Source organism: Kitasatospora sp. NBC_01266 (assembly GCF_036242395.1).
Lineage (GTDB): Bacteria > Actinomycetota > Actinomycetes > Streptomycetales > Streptomycetaceae > Kitasatospora.
The window spans coordinates 113,866-125,542 of record NZ_CP108458.1 but is presented as its reverse complement, the minus strand read 5'-3'; the positions used below and the strand labels follow the sequence as shown (position 1 = coordinate 125,542).

General features: G+C 71.1%; 13 protein-coding genes and 1 pseudogene. 7 read left to right on the top strand and 7 right to left on the bottom strand.

Translation table 11 applies throughout. The features are described 5' to 3' along the window. The first annotated feature begins 1 nt into the window (after position 1). Positions 2 to 733 carry an SDR family NAD(P)-dependent oxidoreductase gene (locus OG403_RS00570; protein ID WP_329560441.1) on the top strand — a complete coding sequence of 244 codons (732 nt, stop codon included), beginning with the start codon at positions 2 to 4 and terminating at the stop codon, positions 731 to 733. A gap of 175 nt (positions 734 to 908) precedes the next feature. Here the strand turns inward: OG403_RS00570 and OG403_RS00565 are convergent, their stop codons facing one another. Together OG403_RS00565 and OG403_RS00560 are read right to left on the bottom strand one after the other, a co-directional pair. Then, on the bottom strand, positions 909 to 2,063 hold the full coding sequence (locus OG403_RS00565) for an IS701 family transposase (RefSeq protein ID WP_442911037.1): 1,155 nt from the start codon (positions 2,061 to 2,063) through the stop codon (positions 909 to 911). A 65-nt stretch (positions 2,064 to 2,128) separates the two neighbouring features. Continuing rightward, the gene (locus OG403_RS00560; protein WP_329560440.1) at positions 2,129 to 2,704 is read right to left on the bottom strand and encodes a PadR family transcriptional regulator; all 576 of its coding nucleotides are present in this window, start codon (positions 2,702 to 2,704) and stop codon (positions 2,129 to 2,131) included. A 104-nt stretch (positions 2,705 to 2,808) separates the two neighbouring features. Here OG403_RS00560 and OG403_RS00555 point away from each other — a divergent pair, with 104 nt between their 5' ends. Then, the gene (locus tag OG403_RS00555) at positions 2,809 to 3,729 is read left to right on the top strand and encodes an alpha/beta hydrolase (RefSeq protein WP_329560439.1); all 921 of its coding nucleotides are present in this window, start codon (positions 2,809 to 2,811) and stop codon (positions 3,727 to 3,729) included. A 113-nt stretch (positions 3,730 to 3,842) separates the two neighbouring features. Then, entirely contained in the window at positions 3,843 to 4,931 is a 1,089-nt protein-coding gene (locus tag OG403_RS00550) for a HEAT repeat domain-containing protein (protein WP_329560437.1), read from the top strand. On the opposite strand, the gene OG403_RS00545 is transcribed toward OG403_RS00550, so the two are convergent. Further along, positions 4,932 to 5,480: a GNAT family N-acetyltransferase gene (locus OG403_RS00545; RefSeq protein WP_329560435.1), complete on the bottom strand. Its 549-nt coding sequence runs from the start codon at positions 5,478 to 5,480 to the stop codon at positions 4,932 to 4,934. Between the two features lie 301 nt (positions 5,481 to 5,781). Here OG403_RS00545 and OG403_RS00540 point away from each other — a divergent pair, with 301 nt between their 5' ends. Further along, positions 5,782 to 5,919, top strand: a complete 138-nt coding sequence (locus OG403_RS00540; RefSeq protein ID WP_329560432.1) for a hypothetical protein — start codon at positions 5,782 to 5,784, stop codon at positions 5,917 to 5,919. 43 nt (positions 5,920 to 5,962) lie between these two features. Beyond that, positions 5,963 to 6,100: pseudogene (locus tag OG403_RS00535) on the top strand (ATP dependent DNA ligase); the annotation flags it as partial. Positions 6,101 to 6,192: 92 nt separating this feature from the next. On the opposite strand, the gene OG403_RS00530 reads toward OG403_RS00535, so the two are convergent. Continuing rightward, positions 6,193 to 6,366 (bottom strand): CsbD family protein, encoded by a 174-nt coding sequence (locus OG403_RS00530; RefSeq protein ID WP_329560430.1) that lies wholly within the window; start codon positions 6,364 to 6,366, stop codon positions 6,193 to 6,195. A gap of 125 nt (positions 6,367 to 6,491) precedes the next feature. Here OG403_RS00530 and OG403_RS00525 point away from each other — a divergent pair, with 125 nt between their 5' ends. Next, entirely contained in the window at positions 6,492 to 7,568 is a 1,077-nt protein-coding gene (locus OG403_RS00525; RefSeq protein WP_329560427.1) for an NRDE family protein, read from the top strand. Here OG403_RS00525 and OG403_RS00520 read toward each other — a convergent pair. Continuing rightward, a complete protein-coding gene (locus OG403_RS00520) occupies positions 7,556 to 7,993 on the bottom strand; it encodes a VOC family protein (RefSeq protein WP_329560425.1) in 438 nt (145 codons plus the stop codon). The two genes, OG403_RS00525 and OG403_RS00520, sit on opposite strands and share 13 nt — an antisense overlap. A 428-nt stretch (positions 7,994 to 8,421) precedes the next feature. Here OG403_RS00520 and OG403_RS00515 point away from each other — a divergent pair, with 428 nt between their 5' ends. After that, the gene (locus OG403_RS00515; protein WP_329560423.1) at positions 8,422 to 9,132 is read left to right on the top strand and encodes a GNAT family N-acetyltransferase; all 711 of its coding nucleotides are present in this window, start codon (positions 8,422 to 8,424) and stop codon (positions 9,130 to 9,132) included. A 139-nt stretch (positions 9,133 to 9,271) separates the two neighbouring features. Here the strand turns inward: OG403_RS00515 and OG403_RS00510 are convergent, their stop codons facing one another. Both OG403_RS00510 and OG403_RS00505 read right to left on the bottom strand, forming a co-directional pair. Beyond that, on the bottom strand, positions 9,272 to 9,664 hold the full coding sequence (locus tag OG403_RS00510; RefSeq protein WP_329560422.1) for a nuclear transport factor 2 family protein: 393 nt from the start codon (positions 9,662 to 9,664) through the stop codon (positions 9,272 to 9,274). Between the two features lie 1,282 nt (positions 9,665 to 10,946). Beyond that, complete coding sequence (locus tag OG403_RS00505) at positions 10,947 to 11,243, bottom strand: muconolactone Delta-isomerase family protein (RefSeq protein WP_329560420.1); 297 nt, start codon at positions 11,241 to 11,243, stop codon at positions 10,947 to 10,949. Between the last annotated feature and the right edge of the window lie 434 nt (positions 11,244 to 11,677).

The window sequence follows — 11,677 nt, the reverse complement described above, 5'->3', positions numbered from 1 at the left end:
CATGAGCTCAGCGAAGAAGGTCGCGATCGTCACCGGTGCGTCACGGGGCATCGGTGCGGCCGTCGCCGCGGCGTACCGCGGGAACGGGTACGCCGTCGTCGCGACGGCCCGCGCCATCCCCTCGTCGCACGATCCGGACGTGCTGGCCGTGCCCGGCGACCTGAGCCGGCCCGGCACCGGAGCGCGGATCGTCGAGCAGGCCCTGGACCGCTTCGGCCGGATCGACACGCTGGTGAACAACGCCGGCGTCTACCTGGAGAAACCGTTCACCGACTACACCGACGCCGACTACGACCTGGTGACCGGCGTCAACCTGCGCGGCTTCTTCGACGTCACGCGCAGCGCCATCCCCGCGATGCTCGCCGGCGGCGCCGGCGGCCACCTGCTGTGCGTCTCGACCTCGCTGGTCGACCGCGCCAACGCGCGCATCCCCGCAGCACTCGCCTCGCTGACCAAGGGCGGCCTGGTCGCGGCGACGAAGGAACTCGCCATCGAGTACGCGGCACGCGGCATCCGCGCCAACGCCGTCTCGCTCGGCGTCATCCGCACCCCGATGCACCCGGACGACCCCGGTGACCCGGACGACCCGGGCGGCTCGCTCGCCGCGCTCCACCCGCTCGGTCGGATGGGCGAGATCCCTGACGTCGTCGAGGCGATCATGTACCTCGAACGGGCCTCATTCGTCACCGGCGAGATCCTGCACGTCGACGGCGGCCAGAGCGCCGGCTTCTGAGCGGAGTCCTAGTACTGCAACCGCATCTGGGGAGTGTGGCCTCGGCGTTTGTAGTGGGATCGGCGTGCTCGGGCTTGGCTGCGTCGTCGGAAGCGTGACCAGTGCAGATGGTGTTCGTTGGTCTGGTGGCGGGGTTTGACGAGGTGGCCCATCAGTCGGCGGATCTCCGGGACGCTCAGGGGTATGAGGTCTTGCTCGTCGTCTGCGGTGCCCCTTTTGTGGCTTCCTGGGCGCGTAGGGCGGTCAGGTAGGCGAGTGCGGCCATGGACAGGGTGATGTGGCGGTACCAGGCGCGGTAGAGCCGGACCTGGTAGTGGTCCAGGCCGCACTCGTTCTTCGCGATCTGAAACGACTCCTCCACGGCCCACCTGGCCGCGGCCACCTTGACCAGGTCTTTCAGGCGGGTGTCGACGGGGCCGTAGCAGACGTAGTGGGCGATCTCGGTGGGGTCGCTCACCGACCTGCGGGCCAGGACCCAGTGCCCGAAGCCGTTCTCCCATACGGGGCGGATCGCGACGCGGGCCCAGTCGTATATCCGTTCGCCGTGTGCGCCCTGCCCGCCGGAAAGGCGTTTCCATGCCTGGCGGGGCAGGGCGGCGATCAGGGAGTCCACGCGGATATCGGCCCAACTGGTGGTGATGACGGTGTCGTTGACCTTGGTGGCCAGCACGTGGGCGACGCCTCGTTCCTCCAGCCAGGAGCGCAGGTGTTTCACCTGCCCGTACGCCTCGTCGGCGGTCACCCATGCGAACGGGACCCCGGCGTCGATCGCGCGCTGCAGCATCCACTTGAGGTGCTCGTTCTTGGTCGCGAACGGGATCTCGTCGTCGATGCCGGCAGCTCGGCAGCGCTCGCGGTCATCTGTCCAGGAGACGGGAAGGTAGAGTTCCCGGTCGATCAGCGCACGGCCCTTGGTCGAGGCGTAGGCCAGGAACGTTCCGATCTGGCTGTTCTCTGTCCGGCCGGCGGTGCCGGTGTACTGGCGTTGGACGCCGGCGGACTTGGTGCCCTTCTTCAGGAAGCCGGTGTCGTCTCCGATCAGGATGCCGTCCCTGGTGCCGATGGTCTCCACCACGTAGTCGCGCACGTCGTCGCGGACCGCGTCCTCGTCCCACTCGGAGTGGTTGAGCAGGCGCTGGACCGAGTCCGGGCGCAGCTGCCCGACCTGCTCGGACAGCGTCCAGCCGTTTTTCCGCTCCAGCGGGGCCAGTAGCCCCCTCAGGTAGTCCAGCGCCCGCTCGCGGGGCTCCGACCTGCCGAAATGGTGGGCGAACCGGGCATGGAACCCGGCTATGCCATCGGACCACGACTCGACCTGCTCAACCGTCAGCTCTTCAGCACACAGTCACTTCAACGAGCCAAAACCATGATCGTCACGCAAGTGCAGTTGCAGTACTAGCCGGCCGCTTCGGGCCCCGGAGCGCCGGTGCCGTCCGGGTCGGCCGCCAGGGACTCCCAGAACGTGACGTAGCTCTGCTCGTGCGCGATGCCGAGGGTCAGCAGGCGGGTGCGTGCCGGGGTGTCCGGGGCGTGCGGGTCGAGCTGCGCGCGCATGTCGAGGTAGGTGTCGAGCCATTGGCGGTGCTGCGCCGCCTGGGCCCCGGCCAACTCGCCGACCTGGCCAGGGGCGCCCAGGTCGGCGAAGGTCAGCTTGAGCAGGGCCGGGTTCCGGGTCTCCGGCTCGGGAGTGGTCGGGTCGGCGAGCCAGCTCCGCAGGGTCTCGTGCCCGGCCGCGGTCAGGTGGAAGACCCGGCGCCGGCGGCCGTGCTCCTCGGCGTCCTCGCGCAGCAGGCCCAGATCGGCCAGCCGGGGCGGGTCGCGGTAGAGCTGGGCATGCGGAATCGGCCAGTACCGGCTGACGGAGGACTCGACCCTGGCCTTCAGTTCGTAGGGCGTCATCGGCCCGTGCCGGGCGATCAGGCCGAGCACGACCAGCTGGGACGGCGTCAGGTCCTTGGCCACGGTGTCCACTCCCTCTCCTCGCCGGTGCTCAACCATTCAATTGACACCATATCACTGAGACCGTTAGCGTCGGCGCGCCGCAACCATATCAATGAGACTGTGGAGCGCCCGCGATGCACCTGCACCCCGAGATAGCCGAAGTCCTGGACCGCGTCCCGCCGTTCGACCCGCTCGCCGACCCGGCCGCGACCCGCGCCTACCTGCGCGACCTGCTCGCTGCCAGGCCCCCGGCGGACGACCCCCGGATCACCGTCGACCACGCCATCCTCCCGGGCCCGGCCGGCGACATCACCGTCCGGGTCTACCAGCCGACCGGCGCGCCGGACAGCCCGCGCCCCGGCGTCCTCTACTTCCACGGCGGCGCCTTCATCTCCGGCGACCTCGACACCGGCGACGGAAACTGCCGCGACCTGTGCCTGGCCGCCGGAGCCGCAGTCGTCTCCGTCGACTACCGCCTCGCCCCCGAACACCGCTACCCCGCCGCCTTCGACGACTGCTACGCGGCCCTGCTCTGGACCGCCGCCAACGCAGAGCGGCTCGGCCTGGACCCCGCCCGCCTCGCCGTCGCCGGCCGCTCCGCCGGAGGCGCGCTCGCCGCGGCCGTCGCCCTTGCCGCCCGTGACCGCGGCGGCCCGCGCCTCGCGTTCCAACTCCTGCTCGTCCCCGCCCTGGACGACCGCTGCGCCCTGCCCTCGGTCGACACCTGCGTCGACGGCCGGATCGTCGACGGCCGCGTCGTCCGCGGCATGTGGCCGCTGTACCTGGGCTCCGCCACCGCCGACCCGTACGCCGCCCCGGCGCGCGCCGAGGACCTCACCGGCCTGCCGCCGGCCTACCTCGAGATCTGCCAGGCCGACGCCCTGCGCGACGAGGCGCTCGAGTACGGACGCCGGCTCATGACCGCCGACGTCCACACCGAACTCCACGTCGTCCCAGGCGCGTTCCACCTCTTCGAGGGCTACGCACCCGACACCCGGCTGGCCCGCCGCGCCACCGCCACCTGGACGTCGGCCATCGCCTCGGCCCTGGCCTGAGCCAGGCCCGGCGTGCGCGCCGGGCTTCGCCGCGCACGTGGTACGTGGACCGCAAGCGCGGTCGGGCCGACAATTCCCGCGCGCGTTCGCGGTTCGTGCAGCAGAATGCCCGGATGGAAACGGACAGCGTGTCGAAGCTGGTCACCCAGGCAGTGGCGGCACTGCGAGCTGCCACCGACCCGGACGACCCGTCCGACCCGGACGACCGGGACGCCTGGCACGACTACGCATCGCTGCTGTGGCAGGCGGCCGCGGACGGGGCGGGGGCGCCGCCGCTCGGCCTGGAGCTGATCGGTTCGGCCGATCCGGTCGAGCGCGAGGCAGGCTGCAGCCTGCTGTGCGACACCAGCACGCAGCACGAGGCAGCCCGCGCCGGGACGGCCACCGCGCTGGTGGCCCTCGCGCAGCGGGAGACCGAGGCCCGCGTGCTGCGGACCCTGGCGCGCGCGATCGAGAAGACGTACGACCCGCGCGCCGTCCCCGTCCTCGTCACCCTCGCCGGGCATCCCGACGCCGAGGTCCGTGAGTCAGTGGCCCGCTCGTTCGCGGAGGTCCTCACCGGCCTGCCGGACGGACCGGACATCCACACCCTCATCGGGCTGACCCGGGACCCGGACCCGCACGTCCGCGACTGGGCGACGTTCACCCTCGGCGTCCAGGCCGAGGTGGACAGCCCCGCGATCCGGGCCGCGCTCTGGGAGCGGACGGCCGACGAGCACGCCGAGACCCGCACGGAAGCAGTCCGCGGACTGGCCTGTCGGCACGACCCCCGCGCCGTCCCGCTCCTGGTCGAACTGGTCGGCAACCCCGAGGGCGCACACGTCCTCACGTTCAGCGCGGCGCAGACCACGGGGGTCCCCGAACAGCTGCCGGCCCTCCCGGAGTACGAGCCCGGCGACGACTGGGTCACCGACGCCGTGAACGCCTGCAATCCGGCGCGGCGGGCCCGCCTGGACGCCTGGGCCTGGGAGTTGGTCGCCACGCTCCACCGGCTCCGCCCCGACCTGGACGCCGCCGTCTCGATGGAACGCTTCGGCTGGGGCCGCTCCCTCGGCGTCGACGCCGCCTTCGGGTCATCGGGCTACGACATCGAGGCACTGCTCACGCGCGCGGACGGCGACCCGACGCGCGCCGCCGAGCTGGTCGCCACCGACCTGCCGACAACCCTGCCCGACTCCGCTCCCGGCCCTCAGCCTCAGTGATCAGTCCCGGCCCGAACCTGGGGACCGCAGGCCGAGCCACTGCTCGGCGTCCCAGGCCTGGAACCGCTCCACCTCGGTGAACCCCAGCTTCGCCGCCAGGCGCATCGAGCGGACGTTGGCACTCTGGGTGGCGAGCACCACCGGCTCGCCCGGACAGACGCCGTCGAACCAGTCGAGTGCCGCCGCGCATGCCTCGGCGGCGTACCCGGACCCCCAGGCCCGCGGCAGGAACAGATAGCCGAGATCAGCCTTCCCCGCGGCAGCCGGGCGACGGTTCCCCGTCGGCCTCCTGAGCAGGATCTGGCCGATCATCGCCCCGTCGAGATCGACGACGAAACTCCCGGGCCACCGCTCGGGCGCCCCGGGCAGCTCGCGCTCGAGCTCGTCACGCGCCCGGGGGCCGCCGAGGAAGGTGTGCACCTCCGGCGAGGCCAGCAACTCGACGAACGCCGCACGGTCCCGGGCCTCGGGCTCGCGGAGCACGAGCCGCTCGGTCCTGATCGGGGCAGGTGGCCAGGGGACGGGGTGCGCGGTGATCTCATCCGGCATGGAGCGGCTCCTGATCCTCTCGGCCACACGGTTCGAATCCGTACGGCCACGGCGGGCAACGACTTCTGACGTCGCCCCACATCGAGACGCCCCCGACGAGACTCCAGTTGCACGCACCCGGAAAAGGTGCCGGGAAGGCACTGCCCGACCGGCGCGCACTGGAGCTTCTCGGCTGTCTGGGCGGCTTCGACGCCGTCGGCTCGGCGCCGGTTGAAAAGCGTGGACCGCCGTTCCTACGCTGGAGTCACGCCGGGGCACGGCTGTCAGGCTGGTGCCCACTGTGCGAGGAGGCCGGACGACGATGACTGCCACGCGGAAGAGCGATCCCGTCCACCGGTACGACCAGCGCTGGGCCGCAGTGGTGATCACGCTGTCGGCGGTGGCCGTCCTGGCGTTGCTGACCGTGCTGCTCGCCACGTTCCCGTTCTCGTCCTCCTGACCGCGCCGCCTCGCCTCGCGCACCGGGAAGCCGCAGAACGTTCGGTGCGCTGCTGCTCGGCTACTACCAGGACGGCGTGCTGCGCTGTGCCGGGAAGGTCGGCAGCGGCTGTGACACGGCCGTGCTGCGCACTCTGCGGCCGTATCTCGACCGCCTGGAACAGGACCGCCGCCGGGCGTCCGGTGGCCGACGTCCACAGCGAGGACCGCCGCGTCGGCGCCATCCGCACGCCGGCCGCGACGGTCCGGCTGGGCCGGCTGGGCCGGCCCGTGGTCAGTCCTTCAGCACGTCCTTGAGCTTCTCGCCCGCCTGCTTCAGGTCTCCCTTGGCCTGGTCCGCCTTTCCCTCCGCGGTCAGCCGCTCGTTGCCGACCGCCTGGCCGGTCGCCTCCTTGGCCTTGCCCTTCGCCTTCTCGGCAGCGTTCTTGATCTTGTCCTCGCCACTCATGGCGGGTCCCTTCTCGTCGTCGGATCCGGCTGTGCCCGGCCCCGGAGCGTGCAACGGGCCCGGACACCGCGTCTGCCCGGCGCGGGCCGTCTCACACCGGATCGGGACGGCACCTCCTGTCCTCGATGAAATCCTTGAACTTCCTGAGGGCAGTACATGACCGTCGATCCCGGGCCGCCGCAGAAACAGACGGAGTCGGCTGCGGATTCCTGAGTACTGCCGGCCCGCGCTGCGCCCCGCCGGGCCCTGCTGCCGGAACCCACCGACAGCTGGGCCCTGTTGTCAATCCCCCTTCTACTCTAGGCATGTCCCACCATGCGAGGATCATTAAGTGGGGTGGTCATGCCAATCACCCCGGTAGCGGGTCGCCCCGGCGGGCGGCCGGACATCCACGGGGGACCATCGTGTGCACGGCGTTCATCAGTCTCGAACCGTCATCGGCGGTGCCGGTCCTCCTGCTGTCCGTCCGGGACGAATACGTCGGTCGACCGTGGCTGCCGCCGGATCGTCACTGGCCGTCGCGGCCCGCCGTCGTCGGCGGCTTGGACCTGGTGGCGGGCGGAACCTGGTTCGCGGTCGACCCGGAGAGCGAGCGGCAGGACGGGCCGGTGGCTGCCTGCCTCCTCAACGGCTTCGGACCCGAGGTGGACCCGCGGGCCCGCCTCTCGCGCGGAGACCTGCCGCTCACCGCCGTCATCGACCACGGGCTCGACCACCTCGAGCCCGAGCGGTACGACCCGTTCCATCTGCTCGTGGCCCGGCCCACCGGGGCACGCCTGCTGAGCTGGAGCGGGAGCGGGCTGACGGATCGCGCGCTGCCGCCGGGGCTGAGCGTCGTGCTCAACGACGGGCTCGAGGGCCGAGCGGAGAACCGCACCGCCTCGCAGCGGGTCCGCTTGATGATGGCCGCCCGCGCGGCCCACTTCCGTGATCGCCTCCAGGCCGTGGCGCGCCCCGAGCCCGCCGACGGCTCGGCGGAGGACGCGTGGGGCGACTGGCTGCCGCTGGCCTGCGGTGACGGACTGGACCTGGACGATCCGGCTGCCCTGATACAGCGCCGGGACTTCGGTGACGGGCGGATCTGGGGATCGACCTCGATCTCCCTGCTCGCCCTGGGGCCCGCCGGAGCGCGTTACGACTTCCGCCCGGTTCCGGGCGACGGAGCCTGGCGCCGGATCGACCTGGGCCCCTATGACCACTGAGCGGGCAACCAGTCCCCGTCCGGGTCCGTGGTCTGCCCCACCTCGATCAGATGACCGTCGGGATCGCGGATGTAGCAGCGGATCTCGTACTGGTGCTGTTTCGGCGGCGTCAGGAATTGAGCGCCCCGGGCACTCCAGTCGGCATACACGGCCTTGATGTCCTTGACCCGGATATTGAGGAAACTGCTGACCCGGTCGGGATCGGGCGGCGTCTCCAGCAGGACCGTCGGCTTGTCGTCGGTCGGGCCTCCACCGAGATTGATGACGATCCAGCTGTTGGACAGCGCGACAACGGTCGGCGCTCCGGAGAACACCACCCTGCCGCCGAGTACTTCGGTGTAGAAACGCCGAGAGCGCTCGACATCGTCCGAGACGATGAAGTGGGTCACCACGATTCCCTCTGGGGGCGGCGGGAGTTCGGCCATCAGGCACCTCCACTGCTTTCGGTCCCGGAATTTTCCTGAGCTGGGCCCTGCCACCCATGGTAGAAGCTGCTGTCCGGTCGAGCCCGGTCGGTTGGTCTTCGCAGGTCAGGCAGGGGGTCGGCGGTAGCGCGGCAGGTTGGTCCACCGGGTTGTCCCGTCGCCGGAGTGCGGGGAGCTCCCGTGTGCCTCGTGCCGGGAGTTCCGCGGGAGTTCCGCCACGGCGGGTCGGCGGGATGGTAGCAGTGAGCGGCAACGGCCACGAGCGGGGGTGCGGCACAGTAGAGCGAGCGTCAACTGTCTCGTTCAGAACGGGAGTTGGACCATTGACCGTCCAGTCCCGACCCCGCGGTCAGTCGAAATGGCCCGGCTGGGTCCGCCCGGGACATAATCGGGTGCGGACCCTGCCGGCCGCCGCTACGTTTGCGTGCGTGCCGACGATCGCCAAGACCGCGTCCGAGTATCCTCCGCTGAACGTGGCGGTGCATACGCCTCGGCTGTCGCTGCTGGGCGCGACGGATGAGCTGCTGGAGCAGTTGCTGCCCGTGGTCCGCAGGGGGGTGGTCACGGCGCCGCCGTGGCCGTTCGACGACCCGATGTCGCTGTACAAGGACGGCCCGGACCGGGAGTGGGCCTGGCTCCGCGCGATTTGGGCCGGCCGCGCAAAGGTCAGCGACGACTTCTGGCGGCTGTACTTCGTGGTGGTCGTCGACGGCGAACCGGTGGGCATGCAGGACGTGAAGGCGACCGACTTCTCCGATTTCGGCACCGTCACCACGTTCTCCTGGCTCGGCCCCGATGCGCGCGGACGCGGCCTGGGCAAGGAGATGCGCCAGGCCGTGCTGCACCTGGCTTTCGACGGACTCGAAGCCCAGGCGGCCGCCAGCGACGCGTTCGTCGACAACCATGCTTCGAACCGGGTCTCGGAGGCCCTCGGCTACCAGCGCAACGGGACCGACTGGGCCACCCGGCGCGGTGAAGCCGCAGAGCTCTACCGCTGGCGGCTGACGCGCGAGCAGTGGTCCAGGGGCCGGCGCGAGGATATCGACCTCGTCGGCGTCGCCGAATGCCGGCCGGTGCTCGGGCTCCTGAACCCGGGTGTTCACCGAGCACCGCTTTCGGGGCCGCGGCGGGGTGACTGACCGAAGGTCGGGCCGGTCCGAGTCGGACTGCTCGACAGAACTGCGCCGGCCGGCCCCCCGTGCTCGAATCGCGGGGGGCCGGCCGTCAGACGCGGGTCACCGGAAGCTGTGCTGACGCCGATTCGCCGGACGGTGGTGGTCAGCGGGCGCTGCCGAGGTCCCGGTCGGCTTCGGAGCCCTGGACCATCAGCGTGGTCTCCTCGACGCGGCTGAAGCGGCCGTCGGGCGCCACGTCGGCGAAGACGTAGACCTCCAGGCGCACGGACGAGCCGTCCTTCTTCGTGGCGTGCACGGTGTGGCGGTCGGCGTACTTCGTGCCGTCGCGCAGTTCGTCGTGGACCTCGACGAAGCCGTCGGCGACGACGGTGCGCAGGTGGGCGATGTGCTCGATGAAACCGGCGCGGTCGGCCCACTCCCCGTCCGTGCGCTGCCGGTAGTCGGGGGTGAAGTGGAGGTCGGCGGCCTGTTCCACGGTGATGGCGGAGTTGAAGACCAGATCGGTGATGGCGGCGGCGATACCGGTGCTGTTCATGGGAATCCCTTTCGAGGCTGACACTCGGAGCAACTGCGTGCCCTGCGCACGCTTCGCTCTGACTGTAGCACTGGATGCGTGCGCTGTGCACGCTAGTCTCGAGGTGCGGGGACGAGACGGAGCGCGAGATCGCTGATGCGTTGGGCGTCCCGCTCAACCGAGCCGAGGACCCGGTGGAAGGATCGGCGACCCCAGCGAGACCCGCGGGGGTGGGGACCGGCCGGGGAGTGGGCACGGTACTGGCCGGGCAGCGAGACCGAGCCGTTCGCCACGTTCATCAACGGGGTCGAGAAGTACGTCGCCACGTCCACACCGCTGGACCAGGAGTGGGACAACACGACGGTGATCGAGGGCGGGTTGGTCGACTTCGTCCGGGACCTCACCGACCGGCTACCTGCTCGTCGACTACCGCGTCATCCACTGATACCGCATCAGCCCACGCCTGCCCCCTGGGAGCGCGCGCAGCTCGTGCCGTTGTCCGCGCAGGCGGTACAGCTGCTCAGGAGGGTCGGCGCGGGGGTTCGAGCGTGTACTCAGGAGACTGTTCTCCCCAGCGGCATCGGCACAGCCATGACAGCACCGGCCGGGATCGGGCCGTCCTGTCCCCAGCGGGCGGCGGGCACCGGCACCGGCCCCGAGCCCGCGGCTTCGGGCAGCGGGTCGGCAGTACCGCAGCAGGCTCGCCATGGGCAGGCTCAGCAGGCCCAGTACCTCGGAGTCGCGCGACAGCTCCCGCAGCACCTCCGGCCGCGAGCCCTGGGCCGAGGACAGCTCGAGAGCGAACGCCCACCCACCCGTGACGCCCGCCCGGACCCACCCCTCGCCGACCGCCTCGTCGGGCTCCGACACCGCGACCGCGACCGGCTCCGGCGAGAACCGCGACACCAACCCGGCCGCGGACAGACCCCCCGCCAGCACCAGGCAGAACCCCTCCTCGAACGCCTCGGTCCAACCCCACCGGTCCCGCTGCCGCGCCATGCCCGTCGTCCGCGCTCTCGCGCCGCAGTTTCCCCGTCGGCAGAAGGCCCGCCGTGCCGTGGCTCTCTCAGCGGGAACGGCGCGCCGGCTGTCCGCGGTTCGGATCCGCACCACATCGCCCGAGGTCTGGGTGGCGGCCCATTGGGAGACGATGCGCCAAGCATCGCCGGCCTCGGTGAAGGGTCGTTCCCGGACCAGGCGAAGGGCGTCGCCGAGGAGGTGTTCGCCGCCCGCCGAGCCGTCTTCCCGAAACTCCTTTGGCCCCGAAGTACTGTCGGGGCCAAAGGAGTTTCTCCGTCTGCCGTCAGCCGCGGGCGGCCGCCGCCTCCAGGGTCAGCGGGTGGGTCGCCAGCGCGGTCACCTCGATCTCCGCGTAGGGGCGGATCGGCAGGCCGGTCAGCACGTTCTCCAGCGCGTCCGCGTCCGCGGCCGACCAGATGCCGATGTTGCCGCGCTGGCCGGGGAGTCGCCAGATGTGCCGCAGCACGCCGGTCGCCTGGAGTTCGTGCGCGTGGGTGTGCTCTCGCTGGACCACGGCGTTCCGTTCGTCGGCCGGAAGTTCGAAGACGCGGGAGCCGTCGATGCGTACCAGGAAATCCATGGGAGCCCTCCGTTATGTCGACCTGTCGTGTGACAAGCGGATTGACTGATCGTAACGTTCGGGGTCAATTGATTCAACAGTCTTCCGCTTCCGCCGGGTTGGCCCTGGCCCGGTCGAGCCGTCAGCCGGCTGTGGCGGGGGTGGCATGGGTGGACGGGGGTGGCGATGGGCTGGGCCCTGAGGGAGATCCCCGCGCGCCAGTTCGGGGCAGAACCGGAACCGCTGGAGCCGTGCGGCGCTGGGCAGGAAGATCGGTCCATGTCTGGGCATTGGGTCCTGAGCCCGGCCCCATGGCGCACCCTCAGGACCACCGATCGCCACGCGGCGGCTCGGGCCGGCGGTTCTTCCGGGGCAGGCCGCCGGGGGAGGACCTGGTCCGGCAGTGGCCGGATCGTTCCGCATCGGGGCATGATGATGCCTTCAACCGAGCGCCC

What these genes read in the sequence shown, in the direction of transcription:
- OG403_RS00570 (WP_329560441.1), top strand. Translation starts at nt 2, where the DNA reads ATGAGCTCAGCGAAGAAGGTCGCGATCGTCACCGGTGCGTCACGGGGC.
- OG403_RS00555 (WP_329560439.1), top strand. Translation starts at nt 2,809, where the DNA reads ATGCACCTGCACCCCGAGATAGCCGAAGTCCTGGACCGCGTCCCGCCG.
- OG403_RS00550 (WP_329560437.1), top strand. Translation starts at nt 3,843, where the DNA reads ATGGAAACGGACAGCGTGTCGAAGCTGGTCACCCAGGCAGTGGCGGCA.
- OG403_RS00545 (WP_329560435.1), bottom strand. Translation starts at nt 5,480, where the DNA reads ATGCCGGATGAGATCACCGCGCACCCCGTCCCCTGGCCACCTGCCCCG.
- OG403_RS00540 (WP_329560432.1), top strand. Translation starts at nt 5,782, where the DNA reads ATGACTGCCACGCGGAAGAGCGATCCCGTCCACCGGTACGACCAGCGC.
- OG403_RS00530 (WP_329560430.1), bottom strand. Translation starts at nt 6,366, where the DNA reads ATGAGTGGCGAGGACAAGATCAAGAACGCTGCCGAGAAGGCGAAGGGC.
- OG403_RS00525 (WP_329560427.1), top strand. Translation starts at nt 6,492, where the DNA reads ATGAAATCCTTGAACTTCCTGAGGGCAGTACATGACCGTCGATCCCGG.
- OG403_RS00520 (WP_329560425.1), bottom strand. Translation starts at nt 7,993, where the DNA reads ATGGCCGAACTCCCGCCGCCCCCAGAGGGAATCGTGGTGACCCACTTC.
- OG403_RS00510 (WP_329560422.1), bottom strand. Translation starts at nt 9,664, where the DNA reads ATGAACAGCACCGGTATCGCCGCCGCCATCACCGATCTGGTCTTCAAC.
- OG403_RS00505 (WP_329560420.1), bottom strand. Translation starts at nt 11,243, where the DNA reads ATGGATTTCCTGGTACGCATCGACGGCTCCCGCGTCTTCGAACTTCCG.